The organism is Stenotrophomonas sp. YJH_SMC_53 (genome assembly GCF_059369995.1).
On record NZ_JCAFTF010000007.1, the window covers coordinates 221,698 to 244,604 of the forward strand.

Annotated in this window: 21 protein-coding genes; 13 read left to right on the plus strand and 8 right to left on the minus strand. The window is 66.6% G+C overall.

Annotated elements, in window-relative coordinates:
• Positions 1 to 23 precede the first annotated feature (23 nt).
• Both AC5P7X_RS13325 and AC5P7X_RS13330 read left to right on the plus strand, forming a co-directional pair.
• Positions 24 to 1,448 (plus strand): short-chain fatty acid transporter, encoded by a 1,425-nt coding sequence (locus tag AC5P7X_RS13325; RefSeq protein WP_170944951.1) that lies wholly within the window; start codon positions 24 to 26, stop codon positions 1,446 to 1,448.
• Between the two features lie 272 nt (positions 1,449 to 1,720).
• Complete coding sequence (locus tag AC5P7X_RS13330; RefSeq protein WP_005414774.1) at positions 1,721 to 1,885, plus strand: hypothetical protein; 165 nt, start codon at positions 1,721 to 1,723, stop codon at positions 1,883 to 1,885.
• Between the two features lie 54 nt (positions 1,886 to 1,939).
• Here the strand turns inward: AC5P7X_RS13330 and AC5P7X_RS13335 are convergent, their stop codons facing one another.
• Positions 1,940 to 2,566, minus strand: coding sequence for a YiiX/YebB-like N1pC/P60 family cysteine hydrolase (locus AC5P7X_RS13335; protein ID WP_495214969.1), 627 nt, complete (start codon positions 2,564 to 2,566; stop codon positions 1,940 to 1,942).
• 205 nt (positions 2,567 to 2,771) lie between these two features.
• Between AC5P7X_RS13335 and AC5P7X_RS13340 the strand changes: the two genes are divergently transcribed.
• The 4 genes from AC5P7X_RS13340 (at position 2,772) to AC5P7X_RS13355 (ending at position 7,329) form a co-directional block, all read left to right on the plus strand.
• Positions 2,772 to 3,296 (plus strand): hypothetical protein, encoded by a 525-nt coding sequence (locus AC5P7X_RS13340; protein ID WP_171957666.1) that lies wholly within the window; start codon positions 2,772 to 2,774, stop codon positions 3,294 to 3,296.
• Positions 3,297 to 3,348: 52 nt separating this feature from the next.
• On the plus strand, positions 3,349 to 3,921 hold the full coding sequence (locus AC5P7X_RS13345) for a hypothetical protein (RefSeq protein WP_227836791.1): 573 nt from the start codon (positions 3,349 to 3,351) through the stop codon (positions 3,919 to 3,921).
• A 131-nt stretch (positions 3,922 to 4,052) separates the two neighbouring features.
• The gene (locus AC5P7X_RS13350) at positions 4,053 to 5,777 is read left to right on the plus strand and encodes a peptidoglycan-binding protein (RefSeq protein WP_053497357.1); all 1,725 of its coding nucleotides are present in this window, start codon (positions 4,053 to 4,055) and stop codon (positions 5,775 to 5,777) included.
• 139 nt (positions 5,778 to 5,916) lie between these two features.
• Positions 5,917 to 7,329, plus strand: a complete 1,413-nt coding sequence (locus AC5P7X_RS13355) for a TPM domain-containing protein (RefSeq protein ID WP_346607428.1) — start codon at positions 5,917 to 5,919, stop codon at positions 7,327 to 7,329.
• A 1-nt stretch (position 7,330) separates the two neighbouring features.
• Here AC5P7X_RS13355 and AC5P7X_RS13360 read toward each other — a convergent pair whose 3' ends face one another.
• Genes AC5P7X_RS13360 through AC5P7X_RS13370 form a run of 3 tightly spaced genes read right to left on the minus strand, consistent with a single transcriptional unit; the run spans position 7,331 to position 9,977 of the window.
• Positions 7,331 to 8,002 carry a VOC family protein gene (locus tag AC5P7X_RS13360; protein ID WP_053497358.1) on the minus strand — a complete coding sequence of 224 codons (672 nt, stop codon included), beginning with the start codon at positions 8,000 to 8,002 and terminating at the stop codon, positions 7,331 to 7,333.
• Positions 8,003 to 8,056: 54 nt separating this feature from the next.
• Complete coding sequence (locus AC5P7X_RS13365) at positions 8,057 to 9,136, minus strand: alpha/beta hydrolase family protein (protein ID WP_053497360.1); 1,080 nt, start codon at positions 9,134 to 9,136, stop codon at positions 8,057 to 8,059.
• Between the two features lie 13 nt (positions 9,137 to 9,149).
• Entirely contained in the window at positions 9,150 to 9,977 is an 828-nt protein-coding gene (locus AC5P7X_RS13370; protein ID WP_495214971.1) for an AraC family transcriptional regulator, read from the minus strand.
• A gap of 201 nt (positions 9,978 to 10,178) precedes the next feature.
• Between AC5P7X_RS13370 and AC5P7X_RS13375 the strand changes: the two genes are divergently transcribed.
• A complete protein-coding gene (locus tag AC5P7X_RS13375; protein WP_346607415.1) occupies positions 10,179 to 12,581 on the plus strand; it encodes a TonB-dependent receptor plug domain-containing protein in 2,403 nt (800 codons plus the stop codon).
• Entirely contained in the window at positions 12,581 to 13,882 is a 1,302-nt protein-coding gene (locus tag AC5P7X_RS13380; protein WP_346607414.1) for an aminotransferase class V-fold PLP-dependent enzyme, read from the plus strand. Before AC5P7X_RS13375 ends, AC5P7X_RS13380 begins: the two co-directional genes overlap by 1 nt.
• Positions 13,883 to 14,174: 292 nt before the next feature.
• Here the strand turns inward: AC5P7X_RS13380 and AC5P7X_RS13385 are convergent, their stop codons facing one another.
• Genes AC5P7X_RS13385 through AC5P7X_RS13400 form a run of 4 tightly spaced genes read right to left on the minus strand, consistent with a single transcriptional unit; the run spans position 14,175 to position 18,047 of the window.
• Positions 14,175 to 15,689, minus strand: a complete 1,515-nt coding sequence (locus tag AC5P7X_RS13385) for an aminotransferase-like domain-containing protein (protein ID WP_253134495.1) — start codon at positions 15,687 to 15,689, stop codon at positions 14,175 to 14,177.
• Positions 15,690 to 15,698: 9 nt separating this feature from the next.
• On the minus strand, positions 15,699 to 16,298 hold the full coding sequence (locus AC5P7X_RS13390) for a DUF6436 domain-containing protein (RefSeq protein ID WP_253134493.1): 600 nt from the start codon (positions 16,296 to 16,298) through the stop codon (positions 15,699 to 15,701).
• Positions 16,298 to 16,576 carry a hypothetical protein gene (locus tag AC5P7X_RS13395; RefSeq protein ID WP_005420041.1) on the minus strand — a complete coding sequence of 93 codons (279 nt, stop codon included), beginning with the start codon at positions 16,574 to 16,576 and terminating at the stop codon, positions 16,298 to 16,300. Before AC5P7X_RS13395 ends, AC5P7X_RS13390 begins: the two co-directional genes overlap by 1 nt.
• Positions 16,577 to 16,631: 55 nt before the next feature.
• Entirely contained in the window at positions 16,632 to 18,047 is a 1,416-nt protein-coding gene (locus AC5P7X_RS13400) for an aminotransferase-like domain-containing protein (RefSeq protein WP_495214972.1), read from the minus strand.
• Positions 18,048 to 18,230: 183 nt separating this feature from the next.
• Here AC5P7X_RS13400 and cyoA point away from each other — a divergent pair, with 183 nt between their 5' ends.
• From cyoA to AC5P7X_RS13425, 5 genes are read left to right on the plus strand one after another with little or no spacing between them, the layout of a single operon-like run.
• On the plus strand, positions 18,231 to 19,136 hold the full coding sequence (gene cyoA / locus AC5P7X_RS13405; protein ID WP_005420037.1) for a ubiquinol oxidase subunit II: 906 nt from the start codon (positions 18,231 to 18,233) through the stop codon (positions 19,134 to 19,136).
• A 5-nt stretch (positions 19,137 to 19,141) separates the two neighbouring features.
• Positions 19,142 to 21,118 (plus strand): cytochrome o ubiquinol oxidase subunit I, encoded by a 1,977-nt coding sequence (gene cyoB, locus AC5P7X_RS13410; RefSeq protein ID WP_138953524.1) that lies wholly within the window; start codon positions 19,142 to 19,144, stop codon positions 21,116 to 21,118.
• A complete protein-coding gene (cyoC, locus tag AC5P7X_RS13415) occupies positions 21,115 to 21,750 on the plus strand; it encodes a cytochrome o ubiquinol oxidase subunit III (protein WP_228354889.1) in 636 nt (211 codons plus the stop codon). Before cyoB ends, cyoC begins: the two co-directional genes overlap by 4 nt.
• A gap of 1 nt (position 21,751) precedes the next feature.
• Positions 21,752 to 22,084, plus strand: coding sequence for a cytochrome o ubiquinol oxidase subunit IV (cyoD, locus tag AC5P7X_RS13420; RefSeq protein WP_005411473.1), 333 nt, complete (start codon positions 21,752 to 21,754; stop codon positions 22,082 to 22,084).
• Between the two features lie 11 nt (positions 22,085 to 22,095).
• On the plus strand, positions 22,096 to 22,776 hold the full coding sequence (locus AC5P7X_RS13425) for an SCO family protein (protein ID WP_346607410.1): 681 nt from the start codon (positions 22,096 to 22,098) through the stop codon (positions 22,774 to 22,776).
• Positions 22,777 to 22,907: the final 131 nt, after the last annotated feature.

Genomic DNA, 22,907 nt, shown 5'->3' on the forward strand with positions numbered 1-22,907 from the left:
CATCGAACCTGGGAGGGTAGGCGATGGCCTCGACGGCAGCAGTACAGGACGGCTGGATGGCGCGCGCAGCGCTGCGCTCGGCCGCCTGGGCGGAAAAGTGGTTCCCCGATGCGTACGTGTTCGCGGTGCTGGGCGTGGTCATCGTCGCACTGGCCGCGATGGGCTTCGGTTCGACCCCTCAGGCCACCGCCAGCGCCTTTGGTGACGGCTTCTGGAGCCTGATCCCCTTCACCATGCAGATGGCCTTCGTGGTCATCGGCGGCTACGCCGTGGCGACCGCGCCGGTGGTCGCACGCTTCATCGACTTCCTGGCCCGGGTGCCGCGCACCGGTCGCGGTGCGGTGGTGTACGTGGGCCTGGTCAGCATGCTCGCCTCGCTGCTCAGCTGGGGCTTCTCGCTGGTGTTCGGTGGCCTGCTGGTCCGCGCGCTGGCCCGTCGCACCGAACTGCGCATGGACTACCGCGCCGCCGGTGCGTCGGCCTATCTCGGCCTGGGCGCAGTGTGGGCGATGGGGCTGAGCTCGTCGGCCGCACAGTTGCAGGCCAACCCGGCCAGCATGCCGCCGGGGCTGGTGGAGATCACCGGCGTATTGCCGTTCACCGAAACCATCTTTCTGTGGCAGTCGATCGCCCTGACCGCAGTGCTGATCCTTGTCTCGCTGCTGATCGCCTGGCTGACCGCGCCTGCAGCCGGCAGTGCGCGTACCGCCGAGGAATTTCCCGGCGCTGCGCAGGCCGAGCCGGAGCCGCTGCAGCGACGCACGCGCCCGGGCGAATGGCTGGAATACAGCCCGCTGCTGACCGTGCTGCTCTCGCTGCTGGCGTTCGGCTGGCTGTTCAACGAGTTCGCCAACAAGCCGGTGGTCACTGCCATCGCCAACCTCAACACCTACAACTTCCTTTTCATTTCGCTGGGCCTGCTGCTGCACTGGCGCCCGCGCAGCTTCCTCAACGCGGTGGCCAAGGCGGTGCCGAGCACCACCGGCGTGCTGATCCAGTTCCCGCTGTACGGCGGTATCGCGATGATCCTCACCCACGCCGCCGGTGGTGACGGGCAGACCCTGGCGCACCGGCTGTCGAGCCTGTTCGTGCACGTGGCCAGCACCGATTCGTTCGCGCTGGTGATGGGCATCTACTCGGCGGTGCTGGGCTTCTTCGTGCCGTCCGGTGGCGGCAAGTGGATCATCGAGGCGCCGTACGTGATGCAGGCCGCCAACGAGCTGAAGGCGCACCTGGGCTGGGCAGTGCAGGTCTACAACGCGGCCGAAGCGCTGCCGAACCTGATCAACCCGTTCTGGATGCTGCCATTGCTGGGCGTGCTGGGGCTGAAGGCACGCGACATCGTGGGCTTCACCTTCATCCAGTTGCTGGTGCACATCCCGCTGGTGCTGGGCCTGTTGTGGCTGCTGGGCATGACCCTGGCGTATGTGCCGCCGGTGATGCCGTGAGTGCAGGGCTGGCGTCCGTGCGCGAGCAGGACGCCAGCTCCGTTCAGCGCGTGTTTCCAGCAGAGCACGCCATGAATGCGCGCAGTCGCGCTGACGGCATGAGCACATGCCGAACCCATATGAATCCTTCATCGGCTTGTGCCGCAAGGGGCTTTGCCCGTTCATTCACGCGCGTACACACCAATGTAGCCGCCCACCAACGCGCGATTAACTCTTCGCTGCAGACGATGGCCCCGTCCACCGCATTCCGCGTGTGGCTTTGGAGATCGGACATGGCACAGCAGAACCAGAACCCGAACCAGAAGCAGCAGGGCCAGCAGAACCAGCAGGATCAGCAGCAGGGGCGTGGCCGCGACCAGCAGCAGCAACAGCAGCAGGAACAGCAGCAGCGCAACCAGCGCAACCAGCAACAGGGTGGGCAGGACGAGGAGGAGTGACTTCGGTACCCACTTCCTGTGATGCGCGAAGCCCCGCCCCGTGCGGGGCTTCGCTTATTCCAGCACGCCAATGCGTTGCAGCACCGGCGCTGCTGACATGTCGTTCGGGTTGGTGCCCGGCTGATCCTGCGGCACCTCCATGCCCATGGCGCGGTAGAGATCGACCCAGTGCTGTGCGATCTGCCCGGTCTTCGGGTTGCGGAAGTTCATCGGCTGCAGTGCGAACACATGGTGCGCACGGAACGCACGTTCGATGAAATCCGAACAGTAGTAGCTGTCCTCATTCAACACATACGACGTGTTGTAGGGCTTGCCCAGCATCATGCGTGCGGTCGCGATCGCATCCTTGATGGCAGCCTGCTGCGATGCGCGCAGCCGATAGACCACGACCTGCCGCTGCTTGCCTCGGGCGTCCTCGCGGAACTGATCCAGCGTCTGCCGGCGCGAGCCTTTCTCATCCGCATGCAGTACCTCCCAGCCGTCTGGCGCCGCAGCGACCAGGGCCACGTGATCGAAGCTGGGTGCGCCCTGCTTGCCGGTGGCATCGTCGATGGCCGAGCTCAGGCCGGCATGGCCGGCGGTGACGAACAGCAGATCGCCTTCCCGGACCTCCAGCGCGGCCGCACCACCAGGCCACAGCGTTGGCAGCAGCAGGGAGAGGGCAAGCAGGAATGCGCGCATGGGGCCAGGGTCGAAGCGTGTGCGGCGTAGTCTAACGGCTGCTGCGATGACGTTGATTTCAGTATTAGTGTGATATTAGTCACAATTCAGCATGTCGGGATATTCCTGACAGCGGATGTTGAAACTGAATTGACCGAGGCATGGCTATCCTTGCCTCCCTACCGCGCCGGAACCGCGCGCGACCGCCCGGAATCAGGAGGATCCCGTGAACCAGCTCCGCCCCGTTGCCCTGCTTGCGCTTGCCCTGGGGCTTGCGCTGTCCGGCTGCAAGCCTGCGCCCCAGGCAGCCCCCGCTGACGCCGCCGCACCGGCTCCAACCAGCACGGCCACTGCCACGATGCCGGCCACGCCGGTTGCCGCGGCCCCGGCAGACGCTTCTGCCAGCTGCCCCCATCCGGTCTTCGACGACTTCCTCAAGCATTTCGGCAACGAGATCGCGCTGCAGGAAACGTCCACTGCCGATCCGCTGCTGGACAGCCACATCGACAGCGAAGCCGAGCCGGAGCCACGCAAGGTGGAGGAGAAGGTGCCGCTTGCCAAGGTCGAATGGCCGGTGATGCCGGACCCGGCCACGCTGCAGCGCCAGGGCCGCGAGATGCAGGTCACCCGCCTGCCCGATGGCCAGGTACAGGTGCAGATGCGCACTCCCGATACCAGCGACCAGCAGATCTACACCTTTGCCCAGAAGCCGTGCTGGCAACTGGTCAAGCGTGAGGACGAATCGATCTGACCCCTGAGCGACCGCCTGCGAGCGGTCGTGTGATTCACCCAAGGAGCCCCGCATGCGTCTGTCTCCCGTTGCCCCCGTACTGGCCCTGATGCTTGCTGCCTGCAGCGGCCCTGAGGCGGCTGCACCGGCGGCCCCTGCTTCCACTGACCCGGCAGCGACGCCGGCCGCACCTGCGGCTGCCGTTGCGGACCATTCCACCTCTCTTACGCGCGACGAGACCGGCATGCATATCGATTGCCAAGGCACCCGCCTGCACCTGGCGGCCCAGCCCACCCAAGACACGGACGCTTCCCGGCTGACCACGCTGGAAATTGAAAAGGACGGCGCACGCCAGGCCATTGCTGCGCCCAAGGAGATGGACGGCTATACCGCCGTTGGCCTGGCCTGCGTGCAGGACCGCAGCGGTACGCCGTACTTCGTCGTGCAGTACGGTGAACTGCCGTTCGGCTGCAGCTTCTGCGAGTGGTACTACCTGTACGACGCCAGTGGCCGCCAGTTGACCCACAGCACACCGCCGCTGCGCGGCGCGGAAGGCGAGGAGCAGGAGCCCAACAACGACGAGTACGAGAAGTTGATCGACTCGCTCGGCATCAAGCACCCGGAGGTGAACTACATCGAAGACTGAGCGCAGCGGCAGGACGTCGCACGCGCGCTGTGAACGCAGCACTGCAGTACCGCAGTACCAGAAGTACCAGAAGTACCAGGAGCAGTACCCCTTAAGGAAATTCCCTTTTTCATAGAATGGATAGCACAGACATGGCAGACATCTACCAGGACATGGTCCAGCCCCGCGGGGCGGCCTACAGCAGTGACCGCATCAAATCGTGGAGCCACTACCGCGAGCCGATCGACCAGAGCGACGGCCGCCTGCATGGCAACTCCCGTCGGTGGGGCGATGCGACCCCGGAAGTACAGTCACGGGTGATCGACACGATCATCGAGTCGGCGCGCGAGAAGGGCCTGACCCCACGCGAAACGGCGCACGTACTGGCCATCGCCCGCGTTGAATCGGGTTTCAACCCCGATGCCGCCGCTGGCACCACCTCGGCCTCGGGCCTGGGCCAGTTCATCGACAAGACCGGCAACCACTACCACCTCAACAACCGCAACCGCTTCGACGTCGGCGCACAGTCCGATGCACTGGTTGACCATTACATCGATAACCGCACGCTGGCGCACAAGCGCGGCCAGGGTGAGGAGTACATCTACAAGTACCATCACGACGGCCCGACCCGCGATTACGGCGGCCTCACCCTGTCTGAAAAGAAGGTGATGCCGTACGTGGACAAGTACGAGCGGTTCGTGGAGCAGCGCCTGGGACTGACCCACGGCCAGCCCCAGGGCAGCCACGCGGCCCCCGCCGTAGCTGCGGCCACGCACGCGCAGGCCAAGCCGGCAGCGGCGCATGCCGAAGCCCAGACCCGCAACTTCGAGCAGACGATGCAGGTGATGCTGCCCCCGCAGAACGGGGTCAAGCCGCACATTACCGGTGAGTTCGGCGAACACCGCGCGCACAAGCCGCACGGTGGCACCGACTTCAACTATGTCGGCGGCCAGCACGGCCGTAATCTGCAGCACCCGACCGTCAACGCGCCGATCTCCGGAACGGTGACGTTCGTCGGTGGCGACTACGGTACGGTGAAGATCAGGGATGCACAGGGCAACTCGCACGAGATCCTGCACCTGCAGTCGACCCAGGTGAAGGAAGGCCAGCCGATCAAGGCGGGCGAGCCGATCGGCACCATGGGCGGGCGTGGCCCGGGCGGTGCGGGTCAGTATGCCCAGCACGTGCATTACCAGTTGAAGGATCCGCACGGCAAGCTGCTCAGCCCGCAGGACTTCTGGGACCACGGCAAGCTGAAGGAAACCGGCAAGGGTGGCCATTCGCATGATGCCGACCACAACGGTGTGCTGCGCCAGGGGGCCAAGGGCGAGGAAGTGACTGCGCTGCAGAAGGAACTCAACCGCCTGGGCGTGCGCGACGGCCAAGGCAATCCGCTGAGCGAGGACGGCAAGTTCGGTGCCAATACCAGGGACGCACTGATCGCCTACCAGAAGCAGCACGGGCTCTCCGCCGACGGCGTGGCGGGTCCGGCGACGCTGGGCAAGCTGGCCGAAGGCCGCAGCCATGCCGAGGCGGCGCCGAAGGGGCCGCAGCTGGGCGACAAGGCGCATCCGGATACGCCGCTGCACAATGCGATCCGTGGCCACATGCCGGGCATGATCTCCAACGAGATGAGCGCGCATGTGACCGCCCAGGCCAAGGCCGCCGGCATCGATTCGCCGGAAAAGCTGCAGGGCGTCACCGTGCAGGATGGCAAGGCCTTCGTCGTGGGCACCGTTCCCGGCTTCCGTACTGCGGTGGACATGACCCAGGCGGCACCGAGCCTGCAGGAGACCAGCGCTGCAATGCTGGCCAAGCATGAGCCTTCGCAGCAACACGTGCAGGACGAGCAGCAGCGGGTGGCCATGGGCCGTTGACCGCTGCGTGTGAAGAAGTGTGTGGTAAAGGAGGCCGGCCGGGGTAATCCGGCCGGCTTTTCCGTTCATGGGGCAAGGACATACACGGATGCCGTTTCGCATGATGCGCAGCACCGCCATTGCAAGGCACGGCGTCCACATGAGCCGGGTGCTGCCGTGGCGCAACGCATGGCAGTGGGTAGGGCTGGCACTGCTGCTCTGCCTGCTGCCGCTGCCAGTGCTGGCGGCGGCCCCGATTCCGGCACTGGACGACCCGGTGGTGGACACCGCCAACGCGCTGTCCGCCAGCACCCGCGCCACGCTGCGCGAGCAGGCATTGCAGCTGCAGGCACGCAAAGGCGCGCAACTGCAGGTGCTGGTGGTGCCCAGTGTTGGCGATGACGGCATCGAAGCCTATGCACAGCGTGTCTTCGACCAGTGGCAGCTGGGCCGCGCCGGTGTCGATGACGGGGTGTTGCTGCTGGTGGCGGTGCAGGACAGGCGCGTACGCATCCAGACAGGCTATGGCCTGGAAGGCACCATTCCCGATGCCTATGCCGCGCGCATCATCGACAAGGCGATCGTGCCGCGCCTGCGCGAAGGAGACCTGGACCAGGGCATGCTGGACGGCAGCAGGGTGCTGGTGGCGCTGATCGATGGCGAGCCGCTGCCGCCCGAGCAGGATTCATCCGCACGCAACCTGTTGCCAGCGGATTGGCGTACAGGGGATTCGGTCGTTGCCCTGACCTTGCTGGTGGGGTTCCTGGCCGGTCTGTGGCGATCACCGCCGCGCCTGCTGGCCACCAGGACCGAGGCCGAGTTCAGCGGTAAGCGCCGTGAGCGGCGGCGCAAGGCACTGGCAGCCAATGCGGCAATGCCCAGGCCGAATTGGCCGACATTGCCTGCCTGGGGCAGACCGTTGCTGGTAACGGCAGTGATGGCCGCTGGGTTGGTTTCGGCGACGCTGCTGCTGCCGCGGCATGTGCTGCCTGCGCTGTTCTTCGTGCTGTTACCGGCCGTACCGGTGGCGGCGCTGCTGGGGTGGTGCTGGCGTCGCAGCCGTGGTCTGCGCATCGTGCTGTCCGGCATGTTGGCCGTCAGTATCGGTTTCTTCATGGTGATGCTGGTTCGTGGTCAGTTGCCGCCCAGCCTTGCCCTGCACACGTTGCTGAACCTGGCGGTCGCCATTGCCGCCATGCTGGTGTTCTTCCTGGTGCAGGCCGGCCGCGCGCGCTGGCGGAAGAACCGCAACAGCTTCGCCGTGCGCCTGGTGGTGCTGGTGCTGTTGACCGGCGGCTATGCGCTGGGCGCGCTGCTGGCCATCGACCAGGCCAGCGACGAGAACGCACGCGTGTTGGCGACGATCGTGTCCTGCGCAAGCACGCTGTTCCTGTACTTCATCTGGGTGTTCACCCTGTTGCCCGGCGAAAAAGCACGCAGCGGACAAAGGTCGTCCCAACGCTACCGTTCCTCGTCCAGCACCTCGTCGTCGAGTTCGTCCTCGAGCAGTTCCGGCGGCTGGTCCGGTGGCGGTGGTCGCAGCGGCGGTGGCGGCGCTTCGGGCAGCTGGTAGCTCAGGCCGCCCACACCCGCCAGCCCAGCGCCGCATCGCGCAGTTCGCCGCTGCCGCTCACATCACCCACCTGCAGCTGCACGCCCTGCGCATTGGGCAGGTCTTTCTGCTCGGGGAACCAACGACGGTCGGCGGCGACGATGATCAGCAGGCCCTCGTCGTCGCCCACCGGTGCGAACTGCGGCGAAGGCGGGCTGATCGGCTGCAGGCCGAAGCGCTGGCTGGACTGTTCGCGCACCGCATCGACATCGTGGCTGGGCAGGCCAACCTCGCTCAGGCAGGTCAGCTCGCTGCCATGGAAAGCGCCTGCGCGCGTGCTGACTGGCAGACGGCGCCGGCCGATCAACTCGAGGATCAGGCCATCGGGACCGGTGAAGTACACCGACTGCGACTGCCAGCTGCTCTCCAGCGCAAAGTAATCCAGGCCCTCAGGATTACGTTGCAGCGGGGTACGTTCGCGCAACCAGGCCATCGCCTCGCTGAAGCGGTTGTCCGGTACGTTGAAGGCCAGGTGCACGCCACCGACGGGGTGATCACCCGCCGCCTGCAGTTCGATCGTGCTCCAGCCGATGTGCACATGGTTGCCGACCACGCGCTGCTGCAGCACATCGTGGAAATACGCGGCGACGGTGGCGACGTCGGACACCGGCAGGGTGAGGTGAAGCAGGCGCATGACCGATTCTCCATGGACGCGCTCACTGTAACGCTGGGGCCTGCCCGGCGGCCACTAGCGCAGTGAATGGTTGAAGAATCGTATTGCTGCGTCCACTGCCTGGGCGTGGGTCTGCGCCTTCGGCACCGACGTCCTGCACAGGTCCTGCAGCCGCCGCTGTCCGGTCGGGGTGCATGCGGCGAGGAAATCGTAATGGCCGACACCGGGCAGCGCCTGCAGTGCAGCGCCCGCAATCACCGCACGCGCAGCCTCGCCATTGGTCTGCGGTGGCGCAACCGTGTCAGCCTCGCCCAGTACGATCGACACGGGCTGTTCCAGCGAGGAGAGCTGCTCGGGCGCAAAGGCCTGCACGATTGCCGGTGCCAGCAGGAACACCGCGCGCACGCCGGGAATGGCGCGCGCGTCGTTGGCGTGGGACATCCACGGCGACAGCTCGGGCGACGCCGCAGCGGCAACACGCGCCTCCATCGTGTGCGTGGCCGCTTCCTGCTGGGGCCGGCAGACGCCGTCATCCGGATGCGCCGTGCAGAAGGCCAGCAGTCGCTGCAGGTCCGGTCGCGCACCGGCCGCCACCAGTGCGGTGTAGCCGCCGGCCGAGAATCCGGCGACCCCCAGGCGCTCGGGATCGACATGGGGGCCCAGCACCGGATCGGCCTGCACAGCCGCCAGTGCGGCACGCAGGTCATCGGCGCGCAGCCAAGTCAGCACGCTGCCGGGCAGGGTCATGCTGTCAACGCCGTTGTTGCCCGGATGATCAACTGCGATCACCAGATAGCCTGCCCGCGCCAACGCGGTGCCCAGCCAGCCCATCATGCGCGCGCTGCCGCCGTTGCCATGGGAGAGCAGCAAGGTCGGCAGGCGATCACCCGCGACCGGCGCATCCTTGGACGACCGGCCGACCTCGAACAGCGGCGCGTCGGGTGGACCGATGGTCAGCACGGTCTCCCGGCTGCCTGCAGGTGCCGGATACCAGACCGTGTAGCGCAAGGCGTCGCGGCGCTCTGCGTCGCGCACGGCCGCGCTGGCCAGCGTCGTTGTGCCGTGGCGCTCGCCGGCCACCCCGCTTTCGCGAGCGGCGCCGGTGCTTGTGAACGCCATCAGCATCGCTCCCAGCACAGCAGCGGTCATGCGCATCTTCAACTCCTTGTCAGTGGGGACGGTCGTCGACGGGCAGCCAGATTTCCACGCCGCCCTGGCCGGTGTGCTCGTCGAACCGGGCGTCGTAGCGCTCCAGATCCGGCGCATCGGCGAGGCTCAGGTTGGAAGCAGGAAGATAATGATCCAGCAACCAGAACCAGGTCGAGCGGATGGCCGAGATGTGCCCGCTGTGCCAGGCCACCAGGTAGCGGCGCGCCGGGATGTCCACGCGTTGCCAGTGCGCAGGCACGCTCGGCACCGTGCTTGCCGGCAGTGCCGCGATGTAATCGAAGCCACCCTTGTCATCACTGTTGCAGCACACGCCGAAGCTGATCGGCGCCGGCATCGGCCATTCGCGGTTGAGCTGCGCCCACTGGCAGGGAATCGCGCCGCCACTGCCGCGGGTATGCCGCACGCCGATGCCGGCCACCTGGAACGCGGGCGTCTCGAGCAGGCGGGGGGCTTCAATGCAGGCGGACGGGGCCTCGTCCATGCGGATCGCCTGCACCAGCGCCAGCCCATCGGTGCCCTGTTCGCGTACGCGCTCCGGCGTCTGTCCGAACTGTTCGCTGAAGGCACGCGTGAAGGCGGCATGGGTGGTATAGCCGGCACCCAGCGCCACCTGCAGGATGTCGCCGGCGCCGTTGGCCAACTGCTGCGCGGCAGCGGTCAGGCGGCGCCCGCGCAGGTAGCGCACCACCGAGGTGCCGGTGCGGGCCTGGAACAGGCGCGACAGATGGAATGGCGACAGGCCCGCCGCAGCGGCAATGTCGGCCAGCGCCAGTGGCTGGTCCGCGTGGGTTTCGATGTACCACAACGCCTTGCCTGTCGCGCTCATCCTGCCGTTCCTCGAATCCAATGCTGGGCACAGTAGCGGATCGGCAGGCGCGGCGTTTAGCAGTTCTTGCGCCTGTGCGGACTCAAGCTGTCGCACTGACGTCATGCCTCCTTCACACATCGCGCCGAGACTGCGCGCCTTGTCCAGGCCTGTTGTGTGTGCACAGGTGCTGGCCCTGTCGCGTCCTCCCGGAGCCCTGCCGTGCATCGTTCGAAGCTTTCGCGTTCCATCCTCCTTGCCCTTTGCATGGCCAGCGCAGGAGGCGCGATTGCAGCGGAGGCCGATGCGGTCGATGCCGCCGGCGGCAGCCGCGCCGTGCCCACCCAGCTCGACGCGATGCTGGTCACCGGTACCCGCGCGTCCAACCGCACCCAGTTCGAAACGCTGGCGCCGGTGGATGTGTTCAGCAAGGAAGACATCAGGTCCGTCGAATCCACCGACCTGAAGGACGTGCTGGCGCAGCTGGTGCCATCATTCGTGGTGCAGCGCCTGCCGATGGCGGACGGCCAGGTGTTCGTGCGTCCGGCCACCCTGCGTGGCCTGTCGCCGGACCAGACCCTGGTGCTGGTCAACGGGCGCCGCTTCCATCGCAGCGCGCTGCTCGGCAACCGCGGTGCGCAGGCGGCAGATCTGGCACAGATTCCCACCAGTGCGATCAAGCGCATCGAGGTGCTGCGTGATGGCGCGTCGGCGCAGTACGGCTCGGACGCCATCGCCGGTGTCATCAACATCATCCTCGAGGATGGCCCGGGTAGCGAGATCACCGCCGGCTATTCGCAGTACGCGCAGGGTGACGGTGCCTCGGGCGATTTCAGTGCGCGCACCGGCTGGTCGCTGGGCGACTATGGCAGCCTGGTGCTGTTCGCCGAATCGTCCAACTCCGACGCTACCTCGCGCACGCGCCAGCGCCCGGACGCGATCGCCTTCCAGGCTGCACATCCGGAACTGGACGTGCCCAATCCGGTGCAGCGCTGGGGCCAGCCGGAACTGGAAAGCCGCCGCGTCGGCTTCAACGTGAAGGCCAATGCCAGCGAGACGCTGGAGTTCTATGCCTTCGGCTTGTACAGCCACAGCGATGGCGTCAGTGATTTCAACTGGCGCAATCCGGACACTACCACCGGTGCGTACCGCACCACCGCCATCTTCCCGGGCTGGAACCTGCGCTCGCTGTATCCGGTCGGCTTCAGCCCGCAGTACGGCAACGTCCAGAACGACCTGCAGCTGGTCGGTGGCCTGCGCGGCGAGATCACGCCCAAGCTGCGCTGGGATGTCAGCGCCTCGTATGGCCGCAACGCCATCGACTACAGCTTGAAGACCTCGATCAATGCCTCGCTCGGCCCGGCCAGCCCGACCGCGTTCGATCTTGGCCGACTGACCCAGACCGAGAAGAACGCCAACGCAGACTTCAACTACGAGTGGGACGTGGCCGCGCTGTCCCAGCCGGTCAACGTCGCCTTCGGTGGCGAGTTCCGCCAGGAGACCTACCAGGTGCGTGCCGGCGACCCGGCCTCGTACGCGGTGGGTCCGGGCGCGGCTGCAGGCCTGGAGGCCAATTCCAATGGCGCGCCCGGCTTCTCGGCCAGCCAGGCCGGGCAGTGGAGCCAGCGCAGCAAGGCCGCCTACGTGGACATGGAAGTACCGCTGGGCGAGCGCTGGAGCATCGGTGCAGCCGGCCGCTACGAGGACTTCTCCAGCTTCGGCAGCACGCTGGACGGCAAGCTCTCGGCGCGCTTCGCGATCACCCCGGACGTAGCCCTGCGCGGTACCGTGTCCAGCGGCTTCCGTGCGCCGACGCCGGCGCAGCTCAATACCACCAGCACCACCCAGGGGTTGGATACGCGCACGCTGCAGATCTTCACCAGTGGCCGTCTGTCGCCGAACGATCCGCTGGCGCAGCTGCTCGGCGCCAGGCCGCTGAAGCCGGAACAATCGCGTACCGCGTCGCTGGGCCTGGCCTGGCGCACCGACCTGGGCCTGTCCGGCTCGGTGGATGTCTACCAGATCAAGCTCAGCGACCGCTTCAGCCAGTCGGCCAGTTTCGCCATTCCGGCCGGTACGCCCAATCCGCTGGGCTATACCTCGGTGAACTATTTCACCAACGACTTCGATACCACCACTACCGGCGTGGACGTGGTCGGCAACTACCTGCGCGATCTCGGCGCCGGCCGCATGACGCTGACCCTGGCCTACAACTACAACCGCATCCGCGTGGACAACGGCAGCACCTCGGTGGCCACCAACGAGACCCAGCGCGTGCTGTTCGAGGATCGCCTGCCCGAGCACAAGGGCAGCCTGACCGGAAGCTGGGACATCGGCGCCTGGTCGCTGATGGCACGCATGCGCTACTACGGCGCCTGGACCGATTCCAGCGGCAATGCAGTGGGCGATATCTACCAGCGCTTCGGCGCGATGAGCTTCCTCGACCTGGCCGTCGGCTATCGCATCAACGAACATCACAGCCTGCGTGTGGGGGCCGACAACGTATTCGACCGCTATCCGGACGAAGCCACCTTCCAGGCCAGTCGCGGCCTGGTCTACTCGCGCAACGCGCCGTACGACACCGACGGCGCCAACCTGTACGCACAGTACCGGCTGAGCTTCTGATGGACCCGGCCCGCCGCTCCCTGTTGCGTGCCGGCACCTTGCTGCCGGCCGCAGCCGCACTTTCTTCACTGCCGGCCATGGCTGCCACGCGTTACGCTGCGTCCATGCAGATTCCCGCAACGACCGTGGCGCCGGACGTGCTGGCCCGCGATGAAAACTACTGGGCCGCCGTGGCCAGCCACTTCGATGTCACCGACGAAGTGAACCATCTGGAGAACGGCTACTGGGGCGCGATGGGCCGCGAGACGCTGGCCAGCTACCAGCGCCACACCGCGGAAGTGAACCGAGGCAATGCCTGGTATGGCCGCCGTGAGTTCCCGGCGCAGTACATGGCGGTGCAGCGGCAGGTGGCCGAACTGCTGGGCGTGGGCGCCGACGAGATCGCACTGACCCGCGGTGCCACCGAGGCGATGCTGGCGCTGATCGGCGGCTACAACCGCCTGCAGCCCGGCGACCAGGTGCTGTACGCCGATATCGACTACGACAGCATGATCGGCGCGATGCGCTGGCTGCAGCAGCGTCGCGGCGTGCAGGCCGAGCGCATCGCGCTGCCGGCAGTGCCCGACCATGCGCAGATCCTGCAGGCCTACGAGGCCACGTTCGCGCGGCTGCCTCGCCTGAAACTGGTGCTGCTGACCCAGGTCAGCCATCGCCATGGACTGGTGCTGCCGGTGGCCGAAATCGCCGAACGTGCGCGCGCACGCGGCATCGACGTGATCGTTGATGCTGCACACGGGTTTGGCCAGATCGACTACGCAGTGCCGCAGCTCAAGGCCGATTTCGTTGGCATCAACCTGCACAAGTGGATCGGTGCGCCGGTCGGCGTCGGCGCGATGTATGTGCGCAAGGGCCGCGTTGCGGACCTGGACCCGTACATGGGCGAGACCGACGATGGCCGCGTGGGCAGCCGTGTGCACACCGGCACGGTCAACTTCGCCGCTTACCTGGCGCTGCCGGAAGCGATCGCGCTGCACCAGCGCATCGGCGCGGCCAACAAGCAGGCGCGCCTGCGCTACCTGCGCGAGCGCTGGACCGTCCCGGCGCGGCAGATGGCGCATATCGAAGTGCTGTCGTCGCCTGATCCGGCGCTGGCCAGCGCATTGGCCAGCTTCCGCCTGCGCGGGCGCACCAGCGTGGCTGACAACATCGCGCTTCAGAAGCGCCTGCTGGACGAGCATCGCGTGTTCACCACGCATCGTGACGGGTTGGACTCCGGCGCCTGCGTGCGGGTGACGCCGTCGGTGTTCACCCGGCCGGCGCAGATGGATGCGCTGGTACAGGCCCTCGCGGCCCTGTCCTGACCCCGCTTTGGTGGGTGCCAACCTTGGTTGGCACATTCCCACCGTGCCGGGGAATCTTCCGCCGGGCAGCGGCCGGCACTACCGATCCTCCTCCAGCCTGGTGGGTGCCGACCGTTGGTCGGCACATCACCCTGCTTTGGTGGGTGCCAACCTTGGTTGGCACATTCCAACCGTGCCGGGGAATCTTTCGCCGGCCGGCGGCCGGCACTCGGTCTGGTGGGCGCCGACCGTTGGTCGGCACATCCTGTCCACGCATGGCGTGGATCTACGATTCGCCGGGCATGGCCCGGCGCTACCGGTCAATCGCCGGCAGCGCGTCCGACAACAACAACCGGTCAATCCGCCGCAACGCGCTCTCCAGCTGCCGTCGGTCCGCCGCCAGCCCCAACGACAGCCGCACGCCGTGCTGATGCTGCACCCCGGGCGGACAGAACGCCGATGAAGGAGCGATGGCCAGCCCCTGCAGCTGCGCGGTACGCACCAGCGTGGCGTCGGTCCATGGCGCTGGTACCCGGCACCAGGCATGCAGGCCTTCGGCGCGCAGCAGCAGCGAAGGCGCAAGCAGGTAGCGGGCCATGCGCATGCGCTCGCGCGCCTCGGCACGCACCTGCGCCAGCAGCGATTGTGCCGAACCATCCAGCAACAGTTGGCTGGCCAGCGCCGACACCAATGGATGGCCCATCAGCCGCGTCGCCCGCAGCGCGGCGGTCATCGCCTCGGCATGCGCGGCACTCGGGCAGCGCACGAAGGCGGTGCGCAGGCCCGGGCTGATCACCTTCGACAGCGTCGCCACATGGAACACATGGCGCGGTGCCAGCATCGCCAGGGGTATCGGCGCCTCTTCGGCAAGGTGCCAGTACGGATCATCCTCGATCGCCAGCAGGCCTTCACTCTCCAGCACACGCGCCAGCGCTTCGCGCCGCTGCAACGGCAACGTCAGCGCGGTCGGGTTCTGGCAGGTGGGGTTGAGATAGAGCAGCCGCGCGCCACTCCCGCGTGCCTGCCGCAGCAGCGCTTCAGGGCACATGCCGTGTTCGTCGCAGTCCACCGGCAGCAGCCGCCGGCCAAGCGCCGCTGCGGCCTGCAGCAGGCCCGGATAGACCAGCGCATCGCACAGGATCGCGTCGCCATCGCGGCCCTGGCTGAGCAGGATCGCGGCCAGCGCCACCTGGGCGCCTTCGGTCAGTAGCAGGCAGGCATCGTCCACCGTGCCCAGCATCGGTTGCAGCCAGCGCGCTGCCGCATGGCGGTCGGTCGGGTTGCCGCCGCCCAGGTGGTAAGTCATCAGGTTCGGTGCATTGCTGCGCGCAAGCACGGCGGCGGCACCGCGGCGCAGGGTCTCGGCCAGCGCGTCGGCATCGGGTACCGGTGGCACGTTCATGCTCAGGTCCACCACTTGGTCGAAGCCAGCCTTGGGCGGTGCGATGAAACTGCCTTGTGGCCCACGCGCTTCGATCAGGCCGCGCTTGCGCGCTTCATCGAATGCCCGCGTTACCGTGGTCAGGTCGACGCCGAGCTGCTGCGCCAACGCGCGCTGCGAGGGAAGGCGCTGCCCCGGTGCAAGACCACCGCGACGCACCGTGCGCTCCAGCGAATTGACGATGCGCAGATAGATCGGCCCGTTGTGCGCGAGCACGTCCTGCACCCATTCGCGCGCTGCGACATCTGGTCGCGGCATGTACGGAGCATGTCGGGGCGTATCGTTGCTTCCAACGGCGGGAGCCTGTCCATAACCATCGGTCGGTTCGGACAGGTGACCGCCGTTGTTGTTTGCGGCGGCCACGCCACCCAGAGCCAGTGATGTCATTGCGCGTCCTCAGCGCTTGGCCCGCCACGGGCAGTAACAGCCCACGGCAAGCAGTCCTTTCGGGCGCACGGATTCGCCGCGCACCAGTCTGTCCAGCAGCGGTTCGACGAAACTGTTGGCCGAGTTGCAGACCATGCCGATGCTGTACGGCCCAGCGTAGGCCAGATGACCCTGCCGGTCCCAGATCGCCACGGCAGGGCTGGCCGGAATGTGCTCGATGCCATCGATGGTCGGCAGGTTGATCACCTTGTTGCGCAGCGGCTCGGGCAGTTCGCCCTGCGTGCCAGGGCGACGGATCGCGTAGAAGTCGATGCCGGCGCGGCGGTACATGCTGATCAGGTAGCTCAGGTGCGCACCAGTCTCGCGGTTGCACACGCCGCAGGCCGGGTCCCAGAAATGCACCACGCGGATGCGGCCCTTATTACCGGCCAGATCGGCCGGCAGGCGCAGCTGCGAGTCGTCGAAGACGATGGCCTGTTCGGTGAACGTGGACTGCGCGCTGTAGCCGAAGTACTGCCACAGCGCCGCCGCCACGCCGGCCATGAACAGGCAGGCGAGGGCGATCATCGTCGGCAGCAACCAGCGGCGACGCGGCGCGGCTGCGCCCATCAGGACGCGTCCCCGCCGAACTTGTGTACGTACTGCTTGCGCATCTCGCGGCAGGAATCGGCCTGCGCGCGGCGCTGGATCTCGCTACGCGACGGATCCTCGCTGCGCTGCACGCATTGCTCGATGGCGTGGCGTTCGGCGGCCTGCACATCCACGGTCTGCGGCTGCAGGCAGACCCAGGCCAGCGCGGCCAGCATCAGCACCACAAAGCCACCGCAGCCGGCCATCACCAGGTGGAACTTCAGTTTCTCCGCGCGCATCGAGGCACGTCCCTTCATCCATACATTGCATACAAAATATCATCTTGTATGGATGAGGTGCCATGCACCCGGTTCAGACGATGGCGTTATGCCGGGCCTCGGGGGCCTCCGACAGGATCTCGTTCAGCTTGGCCAGCGCCCCGGCGAGCGCACCCTGGTCAACCGCGCCGCCCAGTGACACGCGGATCGCGTTGCCCGGAGGCGGTTCTTCCACGCTGAAGGCGTCGGAACTGGCGATGCCCAGCCCCTGTTCCTGCGCGGCTTGGATCAGCCGGTACTGGTCCAGCCGTGGCGGCAGCGGCAGCCACACATGCAGGCCGGCCGGATGGGCCTGGGCACGGGACGGCAAGTACTGCGCAGCAATCGCCTGGCGCTCGCGCAGCTCCTGCTGGAAGCGCTGCACCATGTCCTGGGCCTTGCCGCTGCGGATCCACTGCGAGGCCACCGCCACCATTGACTGGGTCGGCATCAGCGCGATCGCACGCAGGGCGTCCAGCACCGGTTCCATCGGTTCGCCGGCCGGCACCACCAGGTAGGCGGTGCGCAGGCCCGGTGCCAGGCACTTGGACAGGGTGGAGATGTAATACACCGGGCAGCCGGCGTCGCGGTGGGCGGCCAGCGGCGGTGCGGCGTCCCCGGCCAGCAACCAGTAGGGATCGTCTTCGATCACGGTCAGATCGTGGCGCTTGGCGACCGCCAACAGGGCCTGCCGGCGTTGTGCCGACATCGTTGCCGTGGTCGGGTTCTGGATGGTCGGTACCAGGTACAGCAGGCGCGGGCGGCGCAGCTGGCAGGCTTCTTCCAGCGCATCGGGCAGCATGCCTTCGGCGTCCATCGCTACCGGCACCACGCCCCGCTGCAGCACGCGCGCGGCGGCCAGCAGGCCCGGGTAGGTCAGCTGCTCGGCGGCGATCAGCTCGCCCGGCTGGGTGCGGGCCAGGATCAGCGCGCACAGTGCGGTCTGCGCACCGGGGCAGATCACCACCTGGTCGGCACCGACCGTCCCCAGCATCGGTGACAGCCACTGCACGGCGGCGGCGCGGTCCTCGCGGGTGCCGGCGCCGACGTGGTAGCTCATCAGTTCGCCCTGGCCCAGCTGCTGGCCCACGTGCTGGAAACCGGCCTCCATGCCCTGCGCGAACGGCGCGCTGCCCAGCAGCGGCGGGATGTTCATGCTCAGGTCCACCGAGGTGCTGCGGTTTCCGGCCGACAGTGCGATGAAGGTACCGCCGGCGCCCTGCGCATCCAGCAGGCCGGCCTGGCGCAGCTCGGCGAAGGCGCGGGTGACCGTGGTCAGGTCCACGCCCACCTGCTGGGCCAGGTCGCGCTGCGGCGGCAGCCGGTCGCCCGGGCGCAGCACGCCGTCATCCACCGCCTCGCGCACCTGCTGGGCAATCTGCAGGTACAGCGGGCCGGCGCCCTCGCGGAAGGGGCGAACCCAGGTGCGATTGGGGTGTTTCAGGCGGCGGCCGGCGGCAGGTGGCGTCATCGGTCAGGTTTTTCCATACGTGCAGGTGCACAAGTCCATACAATGATGTATCTTGTATGGGCTTGATTGGAGTGGTTCGCCCTCTTGTAGGCGACCTCGTACCCACAGTGTAGCCGCTCCACGCCCGGGCGCTGCGCGCAGGCGAGCCGGTCAAGCGCGCTTCTTCAACAGGGTTGACCTCCAATGAATATCTGCTGGAACCGCATCCGCCTGGCGCTGGTCGCCCTGGCCTGCGTCGGCCTGTCGGGCTGTGACTGGGTGCTGCTGGATTCGAAGGGCATGGTCGGGCTCGCCCAGCGCGACCTGATCCTGATCTGCATCGGCCTGATGCTGATCGTGGTGATACCGGCCATTGTGCTGACCTTCGTTTTCGCCTGGCGCTTCCGCGCCGGCAACACCCAAGCGAAATACACGCCGGACTGGTCGCACTCCACCAAGGTGGAAATCGTGGTCTGGGGCGTGCCGCTGCTGATCATTGCCGGCCTGGCAGTGATCGTGTGGAAGTCGACCCACGAGCTGGACCCGTACAAGCCGCTGGACGTGGCCGGTGAACCGCTGCACGTGGACGTGATCGCCACCGACTGGAAGTGGGTGTTCGTGTACCCGGACCTGGGCATCGCCACGGTCAACCAGCTCAACTTCCCGGCCAACCGCCCGCTGGCGTTCAACATCACCTCCAACTCGACGATGAATACCTTCTTCATCCCGCAGCTCGGTGGGCAGATCTACGCGATGGCGGGCATGCGCACGCAGCTGCACCTGATCGCCAACGAGCCTGGCCAGTTCCGTGGCATGTCCGGCAACTACAGCGGGCATGGCTTCTCGAACATGAAGTTCATTGCCACCGCCAGCAGCAACGAAGACTTCGAGCGCTGGGTGGCCGAGGTGCGCAGCGCGCCGGACGCGCTCAGCTTCGCGCAGTTCAAGGCGCTGGCCGCGCCGTCGAAGAACGCACCGGTGCAGCACTTCTCCAGTGTTGAACCGCTGCTGTTCAAGAAGGTCATCGACCAGTTCATCGGCGTCGGTGAGAACACCGCTGCGGCTACCCCGGCGGGCGCTGCCGGCGGTGCCCAGGTTTCCCAGGAGTAACGAACATGTTGGGTAAATTGACGTGGGAGGCCGTGCCGCTGCACGAGCCGATCGTCGTGGTCACATTGGTGGCCATGGTGCTGGGTGGCCTCGCGCTGCTTGGCGCGGTGACGTACTTCAAGCTGTGGGGCCCGTTGTGGCGTGACTGGTTCACCACCGTGGACCACAAGAAGATCGGCATCATGTACGTGGTGGTGGCGCTGGTCATGCTGGTGCGTGGCTTCGCCGATGCGCTGATGATGCGCGCGCAGCTGGCGGCGGCCGGGCCGGGCAGTGATGGCTTCCTGCCACCGGAGCACTACGACCAGATCTTCACCGCGCACGGCGTGATCATGATCTTCTTCGTGGCCACCCCGTTCGTGGTCGGCCTGATGAACATCATCGTGCCGTTGCAGATCGGCGCTCGCGACATGGCGTTCCCGTTCCTCAACGCCTTCAGCTTCTGGATCTTCGTGGTCGGCGCAGCGCTGATGATGATCTCGCTGGGCGTTGGCGAATTCGCCATGACCGGCTGGGTGGCTTATCCGCCGCTGTCGGGCATCGAGTTCAGTCCAGGCGTGGGCGTGGACTACTACATCTGGGCATTGCAGGCTTCGGGCATCGGCACCTTGCTGACCGGCGTCAACCTGTTCATCACCATCCTGCGCATGCGTGCGCCGGGCATGACCCTGATGAAGATGCCGGTGTTCACCTGGACCGTGCTGGTCACCAGCGTGATCATCATCGCCGCCTTCCCGATCCTGACCGTGGCGCTGGGTGCGCTCACCCTGGACCGCTACCTGGACTTCAACTTCTACACCAACACGTTGGGTGGCAACCCGATGATGTACGTGAACCTGGTGTGGGCCTGGGGCCACCCGGAGGTGTACATCCTGGTGCTGCCGGCGTTCGGCATCTTCTCTGAAGTCACCGCCACGTTCGCGCGCAAGAAGCTGTTCGGCTACAAGTCGATGGTCGGTGCAACGCTGGCGATCGGCATCCTGTCGTTCATCGTCTGGTTGCACCACTTCTTCACCATGGGTTCCGGTGCCAGCGTCAACGCCTTCTTCGGCATCATGACGATGATCATCGCCATTCCCACCGGCGTGAAGATCTTTACCTGGCTGTTCACCATGTACGGCGGCCGCGTCGAGTTCAGCGTGCCGATGCTGTGGACCATCGCCTTCCTGGTCACCTTCACCATTGGTGGCATGACCGGCGTGCTGCTGGCCATTCCGGGCGCGGACTTCCTTCTGCACAACAGCCTGTTCCTGGTCGCGCACTTCCACAACACCATCATCGGCGGTGCGCTGTTCGGCTACCTGGCCGGCTTCGCCTACTGGTTCCCGAAGGTGTTCGGCTTCACCCTCAACGAGCGCCTGGGCAAATGGTCGTTCGCCTGCTGGGTGATCGGCTTCTACCTGGCCTTCATGCCGCTGTACATGCTGGGCTTCATGGGCATGACCCGCCGCATGAACCAGTACGACAACCCGGCGTGGACGCCGTACCTGATCGCCGCCTTCATCGGTGCGCTGTTCGTGTTCGCGGGCATCATCCTGATGCTGGTGCAGATCTACGTGAGCGTGCGCGACCGCAAGCGCAACCTGGACCTGACCGGCGACCCGTGGAACGCACGCACGCTGGAATGGGCCACGCCGTCGCCGCCGCCGTTCTACAACTTCGCCGTGGTGCCCAAGGCCGACGAGCTGGACGCCTTCCATGAAGCGAAGAAGCGCGGCCTGCCGCCGCCGCCGAAGAAGTACGCGCCGATCCACATGCCGAAGAACACCGGCGTGCCACTGATCCTCAACATCTGGATCCTGGTGCTGTGCTTCGCCCTGGTCTGGCACATCTGGTGGATGGCCGCGGCCAGCTTCATCGCGATGATCGTCACCCTGATCGTGCGGTCCTACGACGAGGACGTGGACTACTACGTCAGTTCCGAAGAGGTGGCGCGCACCGAAGCGGCCAACCTTGCCAAGCTGAAGGAGGTACGCGCATGAACCTGTTGACCCGCCCCGAGCTGGCCAGCGACACGCAGGCGCACGAGGACCACCACGAGCACGACCACAGCCACGAGCAGGGCGGCATGAAGGTGTTCGGCATGTGGGTCTACCTCATGTCCGACCTGGTGCTGTTCGGTTCGCTGTTCGCCTCGTACGCGGTGCTCAGCACCGCCTACGCCGGCGGCCCTACCGGCAAGGAGCTGTTCTCGTTGCCGTTCGTGATGGCCGAGACCTTCCTGCTGCTGGTGTCCAGCATCACCTACGGCCAGGCCGTGCTGGCGATGCATCGCCACGATACGTCGGCGGTGCTGCGCTGGCTGGGCGTGACCTTCGTGCTCGGTGCCTCGTTCATCGGCATGGAAATCTACGAGTTCTCGCACCTGATCCACGAAGGCGCAGGCCCGAGCACCAGTGCCTACCTGTCGGCGTTCTTTGCGCTGGTCGCCACCCACGGCCTGCACGTCGCCAGCGGCCTGATCTGGATGGCGGTGGTCATGCACCAGGTCTACCGCCGTGGCCTGACCCCGACCAACATCACCCGCGTTTCGTGCCTGAGCCTGTTCTGGCACTTCCTGGACCTGGTGTGGATCTGCGTCTTCACCTTCGTCTACCTGATCGGAGCCTTCTGACATGGCCCACGTCGAAACCTCGCGCGCCGGCAATGCGCACGGCTCCACCAAGTCCTACCTGATCGGTTTCGTGCTGTGCGCGCTGCTGACCGTGGTGCCGTTCGCGCTGGTGATGAACCCGGTGCTGTCGCGGCCGCTCACGCTGTTCCTGCTGGTCGGCTTCGCGGTGGCACAGATCCTGGTGCAGCTGGTCTATTTCCTGCACATGGACCGCAAGTCCGAAGGCGGCTGGAACCTGGCCAGCTTCGTGTTCACCCTGGTGATCCTGTTCATCATCGTCGCGCTGTCGGTCTGGATCATCTGGAGCATGCACTACCACATGATGATCAACTGAGCCTGCGAACCGTGAAAGGCATTGCGTTCCCCCATCGTGGCCTGCGGCTGGCCGCAGGCCTGCTGCTCTGCCTGCTGGCCGGCTGCAGTGCGCAGTCGCGCATGGACTTCTATTCCAAGGACATCGCCTGCGAAGAACTGGGCCAGCAGTGGTCGATGCCCGACAGCCACGGCACCGTGCGTGGCCCGAAGGACCTGCAGGGCCAGGTGACCTATCTGTTCTTCGGCTTCACCAGCTGCCCGGACGTGTGCCCGACCACCATGGTCGAGCTGAGCCAGGTGAAGCACCTGATGGGCAGGGATGCCGACCAGCTGCAGGTGGTGTTCGTCAGCGTCGACCCGGCGCGGGATACGCCGGAGGTTGCGCGCACCTATGTGGAAGCCTTCGATCCCAAGGCAATCGCGCTGGTCGGCAACGAAGCACAGCTGGCGGCGATGGCCAGCGACTTCAAGGCGTTCTACGAAAAGGAGCCCGGCCAGGTACCGGATACCTACACCATGAGCCACATCGCCGGTGGCTACGTGTTCGACCGCCAGGGCCGCCTGCGCTTGTTCGCACCCTACGGCATGCCGGTGGACAAGCTGTTCTCCGACGTGCAGCGCCTGCTGCTCGAACCCGGCCACCCGGCCGCCGGCAACGACGCGCTGGCCAGCTGCCACCTCAAGCACAGCGGCACACTCGCCGCCCGCTGACGCCGGTGGGTGCTGACCACTGCCCCCGGCAGGTGCCAACCTTGGTTGGCACAGCTGTAGAGCCGAGCCCATGCTCGGCTCAACGCGATACGCGCGCACCGAGCAGACAGCAGCCGAGCATAGGCTCGGCT